Annotated in this window: 13 protein-coding genes and 2 pseudogenes; 9 read left to right on the top strand and 6 right to left on the bottom strand. The window is 54.2% G+C overall.

The annotated features are described in order from the left end of the window. Nucleotides 1-484 precede the first annotated feature (484 nt). On the top strand, nucleotides 485-715 hold the full coding sequence (locus B5G42_RS15115) for a helix-turn-helix domain-containing protein (protein WP_087238088.1): 231 nt from the start codon (nucleotides 485-487) through the stop codon (nucleotides 713-715). A gap of 74 nt (nucleotides 716-789) precedes the next feature. Here the strand turns inward: B5G42_RS15115 and B5G42_RS15110 are convergent. Then, a pseudogene (locus B5G42_RS15110) lies at nucleotides 790-1374 on the bottom strand (HAD-IC family P-type ATPase); the annotation flags it as partial. On the opposite strand from B5G42_RS15110, the pseudogene B5G42_RS18780 reads away from it, so the two are divergent. Then, nucleotides 1374-1556, top strand: a pseudogene (locus B5G42_RS18780) (DUF3847 domain-containing protein); the annotation flags it as partial. The pseudogenes B5G42_RS15110 and B5G42_RS18780 overlap by 1 nt on opposite strands. Here the strand turns inward: B5G42_RS18780 and B5G42_RS18245 are convergent. From B5G42_RS18245 to B5G42_RS15080, 5 genes are all read right to left on the bottom strand, one after another. Beyond that, nucleotides 1492-1638 carry a hypothetical protein gene (locus B5G42_RS18245; RefSeq protein WP_162611123.1) on the bottom strand — a complete coding sequence of 49 codons (147 nt, stop codon included), beginning with the start codon at nucleotides 1636-1638 and terminating at the stop codon, nucleotides 1492-1494. The pseudogene B5G42_RS18780 and the gene B5G42_RS18245 sit on opposite strands and share 65 nt — an antisense overlap. A gap of 37 nt (nucleotides 1639-1675) precedes the next feature. After that, the gene (locus B5G42_RS15095) at nucleotides 1676-1921 is read right to left on the bottom strand and encodes a heavy-metal-associated domain-containing protein (RefSeq protein WP_087272058.1); all 246 of its coding nucleotides are present in this window, start codon (nucleotides 1919-1921) and stop codon (nucleotides 1676-1678) included. A 76-nt stretch (nucleotides 1922-1997) separates the two neighbouring features. Then, nucleotides 1998-2615 (bottom strand): class I SAM-dependent methyltransferase, encoded by a 618-nt coding sequence (locus B5G42_RS15090; protein WP_242961242.1) that lies wholly within the window; start codon nucleotides 2613-2615, stop codon nucleotides 1998-2000. A 232-nt stretch (nucleotides 2616-2847) separates the two neighbouring features. Beyond that, on the bottom strand, nucleotides 2848-3078 hold the full coding sequence (locus tag B5G42_RS15085; RefSeq protein ID WP_006573024.1) for a helix-turn-helix domain-containing protein: 231 nt from the start codon (nucleotides 3076-3078) through the stop codon (nucleotides 2848-2850). Nucleotides 3079-3305: 227 nt separating this feature from the next. Then, on the bottom strand, nucleotides 3306-3962 hold the full coding sequence (locus B5G42_RS15080) for a transposase (protein ID WP_140399867.1): 657 nt from the start codon (nucleotides 3960-3962) through the stop codon (nucleotides 3306-3308). 507 nt (nucleotides 3963-4469) lie between these two features. Between B5G42_RS15080 and B5G42_RS15070 the strand changes: the two genes are divergently transcribed. From B5G42_RS15070 to B5G42_RS15040, 7 genes are all read left to right on the top strand, one after another. Then, entirely contained in the window at nucleotides 4470-5450 is a 981-nt protein-coding gene (locus tag B5G42_RS15070; RefSeq protein WP_087272053.1) for a metal-dependent transcriptional regulator, read from the top strand. Between the two features lie 381 nt (nucleotides 5451-5831). Then, the gene (locus B5G42_RS15065; RefSeq protein ID WP_087272050.1) at nucleotides 5832-10796 is read left to right on the top strand and encodes an S-layer homology domain-containing protein; all 4965 of its coding nucleotides are present in this window, start codon (nucleotides 5832-5834) and stop codon (nucleotides 10794-10796) included. 66 nt (nucleotides 10797-10862) lie between these two features. Beyond that, entirely contained in the window at nucleotides 10863-11741 is an 879-nt protein-coding gene (locus B5G42_RS15060; RefSeq protein WP_140399866.1) for a hypothetical protein, read from the top strand. Continuing rightward, nucleotides 11738-12703, top strand: coding sequence for a heme-binding Shp domain-containing protein (locus B5G42_RS15055; protein ID WP_087272045.1), 966 nt, complete (start codon nucleotides 11738-11740; stop codon nucleotides 12701-12703). Before B5G42_RS15060 ends, B5G42_RS15055 begins: the two co-directional genes overlap by 4 nt. 2 nt (nucleotides 12704-12705) lie before the next feature. Continuing rightward, nucleotides 12706-13659 carry a heme ABC transporter substrate-binding protein IsdE gene (isdE, locus tag B5G42_RS15050; protein WP_087272042.1) on the top strand — a complete coding sequence of 318 codons (954 nt, stop codon included), beginning with the start codon at nucleotides 12706-12708 and terminating at the stop codon, nucleotides 13657-13659. Continuing rightward, nucleotides 13640-14638 carry a FecCD family ABC transporter permease gene (locus B5G42_RS15045; protein WP_087272039.1) on the top strand — a complete coding sequence of 333 codons (999 nt, stop codon included), beginning with the start codon at nucleotides 13640-13642 and terminating at the stop codon, nucleotides 14636-14638. The genes isdE and B5G42_RS15045 overlap by 20 nt, the downstream gene beginning before the upstream one ends. Beyond that, on the top strand, nucleotides 14625-15392 hold the full coding sequence (locus B5G42_RS15040; protein WP_087272036.1) for an ABC transporter ATP-binding protein: 768 nt from the start codon (nucleotides 14625-14627) through the stop codon (nucleotides 15390-15392). The genes B5G42_RS15045 and B5G42_RS15040 overlap by 14 nt, the downstream gene beginning before the upstream one ends. Nucleotides 15393-15408 lie beyond the last annotated feature (16 nt).

The raw sequence follows: 15408 nt of genomic DNA, 5'->3' as shown, positions 1-15408 counted from the left end.
CGGTGAGTGCATACGAAGAGAAATATTTGCCGAGCTTTAGCGGTATATAGTGAGTAAGGACAAATGGTGTCGAATAAAAAAGAACCGCAACCCCTTGGAGGATTGCGGTATGTAATGTTACTCTTTTTTCCCTGACCCCCGGCGGGTGTTCATTGCTCCCTATACGCTTTCCTGCCATATTCTCCCCTTGCGGGGATAACAGACAAAAAGTGCGTTTCCCCTCACCGTTTCGATGGGGGTATTATAATAGGGAATTTTTGGTGGTTTCTTAGAAATCGCTTAGGTTTTAGGCAGTTTTGCTGAAATTTGAAGATTATCCGCTTTTTGTATTATTATATATTCGTACTGGCCAAAAAGCACCAGCCAAAACTGTGCATTATATATGTGCAATTAGTCTGACAAGACTTTCTACATCTTATTTTTCTATTCTACCAAGGGTACACTAAACTTGTCAACATATTTCTTGTGGTTGGAGGGTTGGCAAGTGGAATATGGAACGATTCGCATTAAGCTGGACGAGCTGTTGAAAGCATCCGGTCTTAGCAAGAACATGCTGAGCCACCGAGCTGAGATGCAACGGACGCAGATCAACAATTATTGTAAAAACCAAATTACTCGTTTAGATATAGATGTCCTCGCAAGGCTTTGTACGGTATTGAATTGTGGGATCGGTGATCTGTTGGAATTTATACCACCAGAAAAGATAGAAAAATGAGGCTCGCAGGAGGAATTTCCTTCCCCCCCTGCGAGTCTCATTATGTATTTATTTCTTCAAAAGAGTTCTGCACTCTACATTTTCAGAAGTGCCAGTCGGCTCATGCTCCGCAGGCTGACGCCCAGGGTGGAGAAATTGTGCAGCGTGGCGGAGGTGGCTGGCGGCAGGACTCCGGCTACGCCCAGAGCGATCAGCGCACCATTGAAGCCGATGACAAAACGATAATTGGAGTGGATGCGCGCCATTAGAGCCATGGCGATCTGGCGCAGCTCTACCAGTTCCCAGAGGCTGTCGGCAGCGATGGTGATGTCTGCAATCTCCCGGGCGATGGCGGCGCCGTCGCTGATGGCGATGCCCGCGTCCGCCTCGGACAAGGCCGGCGAGTCGTTGATGCCGTCGCCTACCATCAACACGGTGTGTCCCTCCCGGCGAAGCCGGGCCACATACTCCGCCTTGTCCGCCGGCAGGACTCCGGCGCGGAAATCGTCCACTCCCACCTGGGCGGCAATGGCTGCGGCGGTACGGTAACTGTCTCCGGTAAGCATGACGGTACTGGTGATCCCCAGGGCGCGGAGGGCGGATAGGACTTCCTTCGCCTCCTCCCGCAGCGGGTCGGAGATGCAGATCACAGCGGCAAGCTGTCCCCCCACCGCCAGATAGCCACCGGCTGATCGTCCGGGGCGCAGTCTTTGAGAGCATTGTGCCGGAAGCCAAGACCATGACCGACGAGGAAGCCGCCGCCTTTCTCCGGCTTGCCTTGACGAGTGAGGAAGCACTTACGATAAAATATCCTTATGATGTGGCTGGTTACTTTTCAGAATCTTTCGGGCAGCTTTTTTGATTTTATGGCACACGCCAAGAATAGCGATGCAAAATAGCAAAGCTGTTAATCCATATCCAAATGACTGCATTGCCGTGTTCATGTTCACGCCTCTTTTCTGATCGCTGCCGCCAATGAACTCAACCGAAAAATCCTCTTTTTTTGTGCGGCTCCTTCTGGATCGTGCCGACCTCATACCCCGTGCTGCGAATAGTATTCATAAGAGCCTCCGTGTCCAGCTCTGTTTCAGAGAGGATCACGGTCTGGTTTTTGCTGCGGGAAGAATTCACCTTTTTGACCGGGCAGGCTTTGCGTACAGCATCATTGACATGAGCCTCGCACATCCCGCACATCATTCCATTGACTTCCACTGTGTACTTCCACATGTTCTCTCACTCCTTCTTGACTTTTGTATGATTGAGCAGCGCAGATCGGATGCGGGCCTGCTGTGCCGCGGTCCGTTCATCCGGGATCTTTCTGGCCATCAGACAGCACAGCGGCGCCAACGAGCTTCCGAGAAGCTGATGGCGAACGATGGAATAGCCGCGCTCGGACAGGTATGCCATCAGCTCCCCGGCAGTCCAGACATGGTATACCCGAAAGCCGGACAGCCCTATGAACCAGAGCCGGAGTCTGGCGCTGCGGCTTTTGCCCCAGACAAAGGTGGGGGCGAACAGCCATCCCCCCCGGCTTTAGAACCCGCCAGGCTTCCGCCAGAGCCTTTTCCGGGTGAGGCATGACATGGAGGGCGTTGGAGATCACGACCGCATCGAAGCTCTCCGGCCCGTAGGGCAGCTTGGTGGCGTCCTGGACGGAGAAATGGAGCCGAGACGAATGCACCTGCTTTTTGGCCTGACGGATCATTTCAACTGAAAAGTCGGTTGCCTCCCAGCTCCGGACACACGGAGACAGAGGGACGGACAGCTGACCTGTTCCGCAGGCCAACTCCAGCACATCCATATCCCGTTTCAGAAAAGGGCGCATTGCTTTGCAGATCTGCTGATAGGTCGCCTGAGAGCGGCGCATAAAGCCGGCGTAATGCCGTGAAAACCGCTCCCAAAACTGCTTGTTGTCATCCATGGCAGAAGAGTCACCTCGACATAGGTTAGCTAACGCTAACCAAATCATACTCTTTATCATGGGAAATTGCAAGATGTTATGACCATGACTTTTTGCCGATAGGCTGCAAACATGCACAGCACGAGGCTATTTTGCGCTTCATGAATCTTTTGAATCTTTTCTTTCGCAGCAATAAGGCACCGCCACCGGATGTGTTTCGGTGGCGGCTCTCCTGTTCTTTTTCCGTTGTTGCTCAGTCGTCCTCCAACAGCTTGGAGGGCGGGATTTTCAGCACTTGGGCGATCTTAAACAAGGTTTCCAGGGATACACCTCGAATTGTACCCGTCCCTTCCACCTGACCGACGAAATTGACGCTTTTCCCGATTCTTTCAGCAAGAACCTCCTGTGTCAATCCCGCCTTTTTTCTGTAATAGGCGATTTTTAAGCCCAGAGTGATATATCGTTCCGGAAACTCTGTTTGCATCACTTCACCTCCCGACATTATGCTACCAACAGAACAGGTAAAATATAATTGAAACTAATTAGAGGATTATTTACTTTGAGTAAATGTTTATATATAATAAGAGTCTGCAAATAAAAAGTCAAGCCCAAATTGAATAGAAAGATCAATCGGGACTTGAGTAAAAAAGGGTATGACAAAGCTGCCGGTGAACAACTTGGCCCATCAGCTGAGAGGTATCCGCAAGTAGATTACTCGATTGTTTCGCTGGGTTTGGCAGACTCGTCCAGCTTTGCCATGCATTCCTTCACACGGGCGTAGTAGATGCGCAAAAATTTGTTGGAGCCGGCTGTCATGTAGACATAGTACGGCTTGCCCTCGGAGCGTTTTTTGTTGAGAAACTGGTATACGGGTTCATCCTGCGGTGCCAGGCGCAGATAGATCGTCATGATTTGAAAGAGTGTTTTGCGCAAATGTGGAGAGCCGCGTTTTGTAGCCGCTTTGCTGTTACCGACATTCTTGCCGGAGTCATCCACTGCCGGGTCAACACCGGCAAAGCCGACGAGGGAGCTGCGGCGGGGAAAGTTGCGAATATCGCCGATCTCCGCTATAAGCTGCGCGGCAGTTGTGTCGCCCACGCCATACATGGCGTGAACGGTTTCGTACTCCGGCAGTTCCTTTGCAAGACGAGTCATCTCGCCGCGCACAACGGCAATCAACTCGTTCATCGCAGTCAACTCCTTGGCAGCCGTCTGGATCAGCAACTTCGTGTTGTTGTTTTTCGGCAGTGTGACGATATGACCGAGGCTCTCGAAATAGAGGTCAGATGCTTTTGCCGCGGAGAAGTTGTATCCCATGCGCTTGCACCACTTCTGGTAGCGATTTGTGAATGCATTTTCACTAACCATACTGATGCACTCACAATGCCAAAAGGTCGTGACAAAGTCCACCCACTTCTCATGACCGTCTGCTCTCTGAGGGCTTTTGAACAACTCGTTGACTCCCGGGAACACCTTGTCGGTCAGTGAAATAAGATTGCTCTGTAAAAAGAACTGTGGGCTTCTTTCTGGGCTGAAAGTCTGCGTTAGTCGCCATCAAGAAACGAAAGCCGTGCCCTGCGGCGATACTCCAGCGGCGGGCAGCCAAAGCGCAGGATGAAGACCGCCGCGAATTTGTGTTGATTTTCGCAGCCTACTTACGCTGCAATTTCCGCCTTTCGCCAATCGCTACTCTGCTGCCCGGTGCAACCTGTTTCATTTCGGAGGATCCATATGATGACTCGACGGAAATATACCGTTCCTATCTGGTGTTGGACTTTTTCGGGATTAAAAGAGATCCAAAGTAAGCCTTGCGAAAACAATGCATAGCTGATACACTTTTGGTTAGCGGAAGCTAATTCGATAAAGGAGGATATCATGGTACGATTTAATCAACGGGCGGAGGCAGCCCGGCAGGCAGATGAAAACTTGCTGAAAGCCATGCTGCTGCTGCAGCTGCAGCGGGGCAGTGTATATGTCAGTGACCTGGCGGAGGAGCTGGGGATGAACCTGTCCACCACCTATTCGGCGGTGGGGAAGCTGACGGAAAACGGCTATATTCATCCTCTGGAGGCCAAGCGTGGCGGGCGGCGCTCCAATAAGCAGGCCCTGTATTTTACGCCGGACGGGGAGGCTCTTGCCCAGAAGATCCTGGAGCGGCACCAGATCATCCAGGGATGGCTGATTCGGCTGGGCGTGCCAGTAGAGGAGGCTGACGAGGAAGCCTGCCACATCGAGCACGGCATCACCGATAATACCGTGTCGTTGATCCAGGGCCATGTAAAGATGGCTACTCAGGTCATGGGGGAAACGGCCTGTGCACCGGAGGTCATGGAGGAGATGCGCCGACGCATGGCGGAGGGTCAGGAGAATCTGGCATTGACGGCCAGCGAGAAAATGCGCCATACCATTGAGCGGCTGGGCGGTATGGAGGGTATCCAGCGAATGAGCAGCCTGGTGGCCCGGGCGGGAGGTGAAGAGCGCCTGCGGGGCCTGCTGGACACGGCGGAGCAGCTGGGGGGTGTGGAACAGTTAATCCGGAGCCGGGAAGAGATCCAGGAGCTGCAGGATACAGCTCGTTCCCGAGGGGGCGTGGAAGGGCTGAAAAAGACGCTCCAGGTCTATGACCGGTCCGGCGGCATGGAGAAGATCAATCAACTGGCTGCCTGGGAGAAGAAAACCGGCGGACTGGATCAGCTGGAGCGTACCATGGAACTGGAAAAGAAGCTTGGGGGAAAAGATACGGTAAAAAAACTTTTGTCCCTCTCTCAACGCATGGGGGGCGTGGAAAAAATGCTGGAAATCCTGGAGCAGGAGCGAAAAATATGGATTCGACTGCTCGAATCGACCGGAAATTGAAAGCCGTAAATACCCGGGGAGGCTTCATTCCTGCGAGCCGAATATTTATGTCAAAAAAATACCGAAAATTCCGTTGACAACAGGAAAAACAGCGGATAAAATACAGTTGCAAAGGATAAATATTCCTTTTCGTCAATTGCTTATTTGATTTGACAGGGAATCATGAGCAGCGCCGCACCCAGCCATTTGACGGCTGGGAATATTTCGGTGCAAAGGTTAGCCTAAGCTAACCCCATTTGCATGACAGATGATCTGTACCTCTTTCAGGAGGTGGAGATACCAGCCGCCGGAGGCGGCGGGAGAAAATCAAGCCGGAGCCTCCGGCGGAACACAGAAAGGAGCGTTACACGTGTGTAAGAAAAGAGGAAGGGAGCGGATGTTATGAAAAAACTATATCAGCGCATCCTGTCCATGGCGTTGAGCGTGAGCATGCTGCTGAGCATGGCGGTTACGGTTGGAGCGGTGGACAGTGGCACATCTCCAATTGTCAACAGCGCAGGCCATTGGACAGACGACGGAAACTATGATGCTGGGCTGTACGCCAGTGAGCCGGGAAACTGGGTCATCAATGACGCGGCAGATCTGGCGGCTCTGGCAAAGAAGGTCAACGAAGGATCAGATTTTTCTGGTTATACGGTTACCCTGGGCCAGAACATTGATCTTTCTGATCACAACTGGGTGCCCATTGGAACCAGCGACTATCCTTTTGCCGGTAACTTCGATGGTGCCGGACATGTGATTCAGAATTTAAGCATCACCGGCGAACTGCCCAGAGATCTTGGACTGTTCGGCAGAACAAAGAATGCTGCCCTGTCATCCTTGAGTGTGCAGGGGCAGATTGAAGGAACTGCCACCGATAGCTCCGGTAAGGCGACCTTTTATGCGGGTGGTATCTGCGCCTATTTCAGCGGCAGCAGCGTCACGGATTTGACCAGTGATGTGGACATTAACATTACGGCTGATTTTACTGCAAACAGGAGCGAGCTTAATATCGGTGGTATGTTTGGGGAGCTTATTCTGAACAGTGGAACGGCACGAAACCTGCGTAATGACGGCGATATTACGGTATCCGGCTCTTCGAGTGCCACAAACAGTTATGCTTATGTCGGCGGATTGGCGCATGACGTTAATAACGGGTTGACTGTAGATGCCTGCAATACCGGTGATATTACCGTTTCCGGTTCTCTCCGATATGTCTATGCAGGCGGCTTTGTTCAGGACGGCGGTGGCCAGACTATGGTAAACTGCCTCAACAGCGGTGACATTTCCGTTGCAACCACCCACACAAGCGGCAAGGCGAGGGCCTATGGCTTCAACGAGGCGATGACCAATGTGAGCGCCCGCTATTACAACTGTGTCAATACAGGAAGCATCACTGTAAGCGCTGCAACGGTTGAGAAAGCGGCGTTAGCCAAAGAAGCAGGCAGCCCCAGTGCGGGAAACGGTTCATCGGCTCGCATTGTAAACTGCTTTGCCCTGACAGGAACAGCTGACAGCTTGTTTTTGACGGACAAGGGGAATTATATGACCGACATCCCCAACATGGCCGCGTTTCTGGATGAGAACGGAGCTGTTCAAAAACCTCTGTTTGACTCCATGAACCGGTACGATGCGCTGGAAGACAAAAGCGCTGTGGCGGTTCTGAACGCCTGGGTTGAGGAGAATCCGGACTATGATGCAACCCTTTGGGAAGTGGATGCGGCCGGTCTCCCTGTCCTGAATATCGTTCAGCCTGAGGCCCCTTCTGGTGCACACAGCATCAATCTAGGCACAATGGAAAACGGCACACTGTGGGTGCAGGTGGAAAAGGCTCAGATGCAGATGGCTGTGCACACTGCGTCCAACGGCTTGTCCAACACCGCCGATGCCGGGGATACCGTCAAGGTGACGGTCCTACCCAACACCAACTACCTATTGAAGGAAGATTCCCTGAAATGCAACGACACGGTTTTGACCCCTGATGAAAACGGTGTCTACACCTTCGTCATGCCAGACGAGGACGTCACTCTGACAGCAGAATTCTGGTACGCCGCCCACAGTGTGACGCTGACGCCTCCGGAGGCTGCGGCAGGCACCGCTTCCGTGGATCAGACCATGCGGGCTGTGGGCTTGCCTGTCACTTTGACCATTGAGCCGGAACGGGGATATATCGCCAACCCCCGCGTCACCTATACAGATGAAAATGATCAGATCCATGAGGTGGAGCTGGTTAAGGACGAGAGCCAGAAGGCTTTTTCCGATCCTGAGGTGTACACCTTTACCATGCCGGCTTATGATGTGACTGTAACCACGGGGCTGGAGAAAATCGAGGGATATGATGATATTTTCCTGGATGCTGAGGTAAACGCGGAATCGACCAAAACATTGGCTGAGGGCTATTACAGCGTGGAGTACTCCATCTGGAACGCCAGCTACGCACCCGGTGATCGGTACTCCATGGCCAACGACGCGAAAATCAACCCCCTGTACATGTATGTCAATGCACAGGGAGAGGCTACTTACTACATGACCCTCCAGTGGATCTATCTCCAGAATCTCCGCGGCCATTTGCTGGAACTTTGGAGCATTCCGGCCACATATAATCCGTTTCCCTCGTTTGCGACTGTGAAATCAGCAAATCAATATCATAACTCCTATAATGACAGCGCCAAATCTGATGAGGAAAAGGCATCGGTCGTTCAGTACCTGCGGGAGCAGGGCATCTCTGCCGATGAGGATGCCGCAGGAATTTATGGCTGGCCCATGGGCAACTATCCCCGGGTGTACAAGTTTACCAGAACCTATGAGGATAAGCAGAACGAATACTTTGTCAATGAGATCGAAGACGGCTTCTACATCTACGTCCATGTGGATGCCATGGAGGGCTTCAATCAACAGGCCTATGTAGAGCTCAATTGGAATACCATCCAGAAGCTGGACCAGTCGGAGTTCCCTGATTTCAGCACAGATACCAGCGGCATGAACGCCGCTATTCAAGGCGATGCCTACCGCCAGCCGGTGGAGAGCAACGATCCGCCCACCACCACCGATGTGCCCGGTCTGGAGCTGCCGGAGGGCGTTACCGCCAGCATCAGTAAGCTGACCGATGGCGATGAGTATGACGCCGCAGTCAACGCGGTCGGTGCCGAGGGGCTTAACGCCGTCTTGAAGGCGGAAGTCACCGGTGACACCCAAGAGGGCCTGAAGCTCTATGTGGAGGTTGGCCAGGGTGAGAACGACTGGACTACTGCGGAAGGCCTGAAGCTCTATCAGGTGGATGGCACCACGGTGAAGCTGCTGGCCTCCGATATTTCCTATCCCACCCCGACTGCTCCTATTATCATGAGCGCACCCGTTGATGGCAGCGGCATTTATGTCATCACTTCCGCTGTTGTTGAAAACGCGGAGAAACCCCAGTACAGCGTTCTGACCGCTGAGCCGGAAAACGGCTCCGTTTCGGTGTCTGCCGACAAGGCTGCCGAAGGCACAAAGATTACGGTTACGCCGCAGCCCGACCGGAATTATCAGGTCAAGAGCGTCAAGTACAACGGCACAGAGATTCAAGCCGGAGAGGACGGGATCTACACCTTCACTATGCCTGCTGCCAACGTGACCGTGGAGGTCAGCTTTGAGGCTGTGGCCAATCCTACCTATTCCGTTACAATTTCTCCCGACATTCAGAACGGTTCTGTGACTGCCAGCTCCGTTGAGGCTCATCAGGGGGACACCGTCACTCTGACTGTGACGCCCAGCAGCGGTTACGTTGTCGAAACCGTCCAGTACAACGGGCAGACCATTGCGCCGCAAAATGGTACCTATGCTTTTGTAATGCCGGCCGAAAATGTCATCATTACTGCTACTTTCAAAAAGGATGGCGGTACCAATCCCGGTGGAAACCCTGGCGGTGAAACAGAAACACGCTACTACACGGTTGAGATTAACCTGTGGCACGCCACGCTGAACCAGGCCTCTATGGGCAATGTGGCCTTTGACAACAACCGCCTGGCCATCTATGACGAAAAAACTGGCGTATTGCAGATTGCCAGCAATCCCGTGAGCGTCAGCGGCTACTACTCCGCTATCCGTGGAATGAAGTACCAAAACGATGATGGGGAATTCGTACCGGTAAGCGTTCTTGAGACTGGTATCTGCACTCCCAACGGCAAGTGGGAAGGCATTACGACACCTTTTGACTACCTAGCTCTGTTTGAAATCACCCTTCCTGACTCCATTACGGGGAAAGGTGTGGAGTACATCGACTTGAAAATCGATGTTCCGTATACGCCGATGGACAGCGTGGCTGTTGGCGCCGATGGCTATCTGGATGCACGACTGAAGATTGATTGGTCTACACTGCAGTCTACAGATAATTCTGAACTGGATCCGGACGATGATCCGGCCACCGGTACCTCCTCCATCACCGGTGAGGAGATCGTGGATGTTGATCTCACCGATAAAGACACCGGCATCAAGCTGTCCACCGACTCCGAGCGGCTCAGCAATGAGGCTACGCTGTCCGTGGAAAAGCTGACCTCCGGCAGCGATTATGACACTGCGGTCAAGGCCATGACCGGCATCACCGACAGCTGGAGCCTGTACAACATTACCGCCCTGGTGGACGGTGCGGTCACGGCGCCGGAAGGCTCCGTCACCATCTCCATCCCCTGCACCGCTGACGGACTCACCGTCTACCGCATCAACGCCGGCGGCACCAAGACGGTGCTCAAGGGCGAGGTCAAGGACGGCTATTATGTCCTCAACACCAGCAGTCTGGGCCTCTTTGCCATTGTGGGCGTCCTGGGCGAAGCCCGTGAGCTGCCCTTTACCGATGTGGAGGCCGGCAGCTGGTACTATGACGGGGTAAAGTACGCGGTAGAGAAGGGCTTGTTTACAGGCACCTCCGCCACCACCTTTGCCCCCAACATGGAGCTGACCCGCTCCATGCTTGTGACGGTGCTCTACCGTCTGGCTGGTTCCCCCGAGGTAAGCCAGTCCGGCCAGTTCTCCGATGTCCAGGTGGACAGCTGGTATGAGGATGCCGTGACCTGGGCCGCTGCCAACGGTGTGGTTGCCGGATACGGCGGCGGCGTCTTTGGCCCCGACGATGACATCACCAGAGAGCAGCTGGCGCTGATTCTGTACCGCTATGCCCAGCTGACCGAGCAGGATGTGGATACCGAAACCGACCTGACCGCCTATTCCGACGCCGGCGAGGTTTCCGACTTCGCCCGTGAGGCAATGGCTTGGGCTGTTGAAAACGGCTTAATCAACGGTACCAGCAAAACCACCCTTTCCCCCAAGGGTACCGCAACCCGTGCCCAGGTGGCTGTTATCCTCATGCGCTATCTGGAGCAGCTGAACAAGTAACAAGCGCTGCTGCGTTATCCGCAGCAAGCAGGCCGGAAGCTGCCCTGTGACACAGGGCAGCTTCCGGTGCTTACAAATAATAACCTGCTTGATTTTGGAGGAATCCATATGACACCCCGACAGGAAGAATATCTTCTCATTTTTGCCACGTATAACGGCAGGTCCCAGTGCATTGCCGGTGCATCAGTGGAATTTGGAGTAAGTAAAGCCACCGCATCCCACCTCAGCTCCCAGCTGGAAGAACAGGGGCTGATCCGAAAGGATGCCTATGGCGTGGTAGAGCTGACCCAGCTGGGATGGGAAAAAATATGCGGCAAGCTGGCCCGCATGAAAGAGCTGGAGCAATGGCTGGAAGTGAAGATCAAGCTGCCGCCGGCGCTGGCGGAACGGGAAGCGAGGCGGATGGTGACCACGCTGGAACAGGAAACCACAGAAGCCATTGCCGAGCAATGGCGCTGCTGCAACCAAACGATCACCGGGCAGCCTGTTCATCCCCACCTTTCTGCGCTTGCCGAGGGGATTTATTTGGTGCCTTTTCAGCTGTATAAACCGGGCACCGACCAATTGTCCATGGGGGATAAGGGATTCCATAAACCGGCACTCCTGATCCGGTCAAAAGAAGACTGCAAGCTGCAGCTAAGGCCTGTTCATCTGCGCTATACTTCTAACCTATCCGGCACCTTGATGCGGCTGTGGTATTGCAGCCAGGGTTCCTGGCATGAAGTGGCCCAGAAGGATGGTATATGGAGCATTCCGGGGCAGGCTCTGTGCTGCTCCTGCGAAGCGGAAGGATGGACGGCTATGGTTCGTGTCCGGGCCAGAGCCACAGTCAGTCAGCTGCGTATGCCGGAAAGTGAGGCTGACCTGATAATCAATCTGGAGCAGATCAAACTGCAAGAATCCGCTGCGGCAGAGCCGCAGCACGAAGGAGGAATTTTACAATGACAAGTATCAAACATATTCTGTACTGGTTATCCCCTCTGGTACTTATGATGATGTTTTGCGCGCTGCCTGCAAAGGCAGCTGGTTTGGAGCCTGGTGTCTATACGGGTACCATGGTGACCACCTACTACAATCCGGATACCGGAAATGTGGATGACGGCGGCACCGCCAATGCCGCTCTTGGAGAGGGCATGTGCCGCTCCGCCACGGATGAGGCCTGCCTGGTAGAAGTGGATCAGGAGGGAAATGTCTGGATCACCGTTCGCCTGCTGCTGCAAAGCAACTGTAAAAATGTGGCGCTGTACACCCGCACTGGTTATGACAGCTATTCCAAGGTCAGCTATGATATCATGTCCGAGGATGCCGGCAACGACTCCATTGACTATCGGATCAAAGTCAGCGATGCAGGCGTAAAGCTGAAAGGTACCATGTATGTAACGCCTATGGGCCGCGATGTCCTGTGGTATCTGTATGTGGATACCTCTACACTGAAGGAAGGCAGCGGTGACTTCGTTGTGAGCATCGATACCAGCGCACCCCAGGAGCCTGCCACCCCTGAACCGGAAGCCCAGGCTTCTACGCCCTCTACTCCCGCAACCTCTAACCCTGCCCCTTCCACTCCGTCCACTACCACACCCGCCACCCCCTCTGCCCCCAACTCTCAGGAACCGGAGGAAACACCTGGAAACAGCGCAGATCCTGTGCAGTCGGAGGAACCTGTGGAGAGCACACTTCCGGAGGAGACAGATATGGTGGAGCCCACTGAAACCCCAGAAACACCCGATACAACTGAAAAGGACTCGGAGAGCAGTCAGACTCCTGAGCAGAATAACGCTGAGACCGGCAGCACCGTTGAGCAGGAGTCGGCTTCTGCGGGTGTGTCCGGCGGAGTGATTGCAGCAATTGTGGTCGTGGCAGCTATCGTTGTGGGCGCAGTGATTTACTTTGTAAAGAGGAAGAAATAAAGATGAAGCACCGTTTTTTGAATCGGCTGTTGGCAGGCGGGTTGGCCTGTGCAATGGCGCTTTCTCTCACAGCCTGTGTGGACCAGCACCCGGAGGAGAGCTCAAATACCGGGAATGGTGAGACGACTGGAGAGAGCCGTATCGTGGCCACCTCCAACGCCACCCTCCAGATCTGCGACCGGCTGGGGCTGGACTTGGTTGCCATCCCCACCACCACCGGCGAGGTGCCGGAGCGCTATCAGGGGCTGCCAGAGATCGGCACTGCCATGGCTCCCGATGCCGAACAGATTGCCCTTCTGGATCCCACGGATGTGATTGGGCCGGATACACTGAAAGAAAATATTGAGCCGACCTACCAGGCGGCCGGCGTTCCCTACACCTGGATCGATCTGCAAAGTGTTCAGGGTATGTACGACAGCATTGCCATGCTTGGAGAAAAGTACGGAAAAGAAGTTGAGGCTGAGGCCCTGATCTCAGAATACGAAGAGACCATGGCAGAGTTTGAATCATCCATCTCCGGGAAGAAGCATCCCACAGTGCTGGTACTGATGGGGCTGCCCGGGGCCTATATCGAGTGTACCCCGAACTCCTATGTGGGCTCTTTGGTGGAGCTGGCCGGCGCCACCAGCGTAGTTCAGGTGGAAGATGAGATGAATTTTGTCTCCTGGAACACGGAGGAGCTTTTGGAACTGGATCCCGATGTGATCCTGCTGACTGCCCACGGCCTTCCTGATCTGGCCATGGAAATGTTTGCGGAGGAATTTACCACCAACGACATCTGGAAACATTTCCGGGCCGTGCAGGAGGGGAGGGTCTATCAGCTGGACTACAACACCTTTGGCATGAGCTGTACCTTTGACTGGCCGGAGGCCCTGGAGATCCTGAAGGAGATCCTCTATGACGGTACCTATGAAGCCTATGATGCGGAGGCGGCTTATGCGGAAAGCGGTACATAAGGATGCTCTGAAGGGCCTTGTGGGCTGCCTGGTTCTGGCGCTGCTGATTTTTATCCTTGCGCTGATTGCTATGAAGATGGGTAGTATTACCATTACCTACCGGGAGCTCTTTGAGGGGCTGTTCGTGGCCTATGACAAACGGGTGGCCACGATCTATGACCTGCGGTTTCCTCGGATCATCGTAGCCTTGCTGGGAGGTGCGGCCCTGTCCTGCTCCGGTTTGCTGTTCCAGGCGGTGCTGAAGAACCCTCTGGCTGACCCGGGAATCATCGGTATTTCCGGCGGCGCATCTCTGGCAGCATCCGTCATCTCGGGCCTTTTTCCCGTCCTCTATTTCTCTGTGCCCCTCTTCGCTTTTCTCGGCGGGCTTCTTGCCTTTGTGCTGATCTACTCTCTCTCCTGGAAGGGGAGCCTGGATCCGGTGCGCATCATCCTCATCGGCATTGCTGTGGCGGCGGTGTTCACCGGACTGGAATCGGTGCTGGGAGGGCTGACGGACCGCACTGGTGTGTCCGTGTCCGTCAGTGGACTTGCCCAGCTGGTATGGTCGGATGTTGCAATGATGGCGGTGTATTCCATTGTCGGACTGGTCCTGGCGCTGGTGCTGTCTCCGGTCTGCAATCTGCTGGCGTTGGACGACAAAACGGTTCGTGGTCTGGGAGTCAATGTGGATCTGGTCCGCTTTGTGATCTCTGTGGCGGCGGTTCTGCTGGTTTCCGGCGTCACCGCTGTGATTGGTGTGGTTGGCTTTTTGGCCCTGATCGTGCCGCATATGGCACGGCGGATCGTAGGCTCCGACCACCGTATTCTGGTGCCCTTCTGTATCTTGCTGGGCGGTTTTGTGCTGTTGCTGGCGGATACTGTGGGCCGGTGCATTGCACCGCCCAATGAAATCGCTGCGTCCGTCATTATGAGCATCGTGGGCGGCCCGTTCTTTATCATTTTGTTGAAGCGAGGTGACCGGCATGGTAAGCGTTGAGCATCTTACCTTTCATTATGACAACGATCCGCCCGTTCTGCGGGATTTGTCACTGACCATCCGGAGCGGAGCCATCACCACGCTGATGGGAGCCAACGGCTGCGGAAAATCCACCCTGCTCCAGATCCTCACAAAAAATCTGAAGCCGGACAGCGGGACAATTCGTTTCGATCAAGCGGAGCTTTCCGCCATCTCGCTCAAAGAATTTGCCAGGAGAGCTGCCATCGTCCACCAAAAGAACACAGCACCCGATGATCTGACTGTGGAGCGGCTGGTGGCCTATGGCCGCCTGCCGTACAGCTCGATTTTTAAGGCAGGGCTGGACCAGGAGAATCAGGCTCAGGTAGAACGGGCTCTGGCGCTTACCGACCTGACGGAGCTTCGGGACCGACGGGTGGGCGCACTGTCCGGTGGTCAGCGGCAGCGTGCTTTTATCGCCATGGCGCTGGCACAGAATACGAAGCTACTATTCCTGGACGAGCCCACTACCTTCCTGGATGTCCGCTATCAGGTGGAGATTCTGCGCCTGGTGGAGCGGCTGAACAAAGAGGAAGGGATCACCATTGTTATGGTGCTCCACGATATCAACCAAGCGCTGTCCTATTCGGACGAGGTGATCGGACTGCTGGACGGTCAGGTATCCATTCAGGGGCCTCCGGAAGAGGTCATTACCTCCGAGAGTATTCAAACTCTGTATGGCATTGATTTGCCGGTGATCCGGGCGGATGGCCGGCTGTGTGTCATGGCAGTGTAGCGAGGGGAATCAATTT

This window comes from Flavonifractor sp. An91, assembly GCF_002159225.1.
Lineage (GTDB): Bacteria > Bacillota > Clostridia > Oscillospirales > Oscillospiraceae > Flavonifractor > Flavonifractor avicola.
This window is presented reverse-complemented; position numbering and strand designations above follow the sequence as displayed.

Coding starts and splice junctions, on each gene's coding strand:
- B5G42_RS18245 (WP_162611123.1), bottom strand. CDS start 1,638: ATGAACACGGCAATGCAGTCATTTGGATATGGATTAACAGCTTTGCTA.
- B5G42_RS15095 (WP_087272058.1), bottom strand. CDS start 1,921: ATGTGGAAGTACACAGTGGAAGTCAATGGAATGATGTGCGGGATGTGC.
- B5G42_RS15090 (WP_242961242.1), bottom strand. CDS start 2,615: ATGGATGACAACAAGCAGTTTTGGGAGCGGTTTTCACGGCATTACGCC.
- B5G42_RS15085 (WP_006573024.1), bottom strand. CDS start 3,078: ATGCAAACAGAGTTTCCGGAACGATATATCACTCTGGGCTTAAAAATC.
- B5G42_RS15080 (WP_140399867.1), bottom strand. CDS start 3,962: ATGGTTAGTGAAAATGCATTCACAAATCGCTACCAGAAGTGGTGCAAG.
- B5G42_RS15070 (WP_087272053.1), top strand. CDS start 4,470: ATGGTACGATTTAATCAACGGGCGGAGGCAGCCCGGCAGGCAGATGAA.
- B5G42_RS15065 (WP_087272050.1), top strand. CDS start 5,832: ATGAAAAAACTATATCAGCGCATCCTGTCCATGGCGTTGAGCGTGAGC.
- B5G42_RS15055 (WP_087272045.1), top strand. CDS start 11,738: ATGACAAGTATCAAACATATTCTGTACTGGTTATCCCCTCTGGTACTT.
- isdE (WP_087272042.1), top strand. CDS start 12,706: ATGAAGCACCGTTTTTTGAATCGGCTGTTGGCAGGCGGGTTGGCCTGT.
- B5G42_RS15045 (WP_087272039.1), top strand. CDS start 13,640: ATGCGGAAAGCGGTACATAAGGATGCTCTGAAGGGCCTTGTGGGCTGC.
- B5G42_RS15040 (WP_087272036.1), top strand. CDS start 14,625: ATGGTAAGCGTTGAGCATCTTACCTTTCATTATGACAACGATCCGCCC.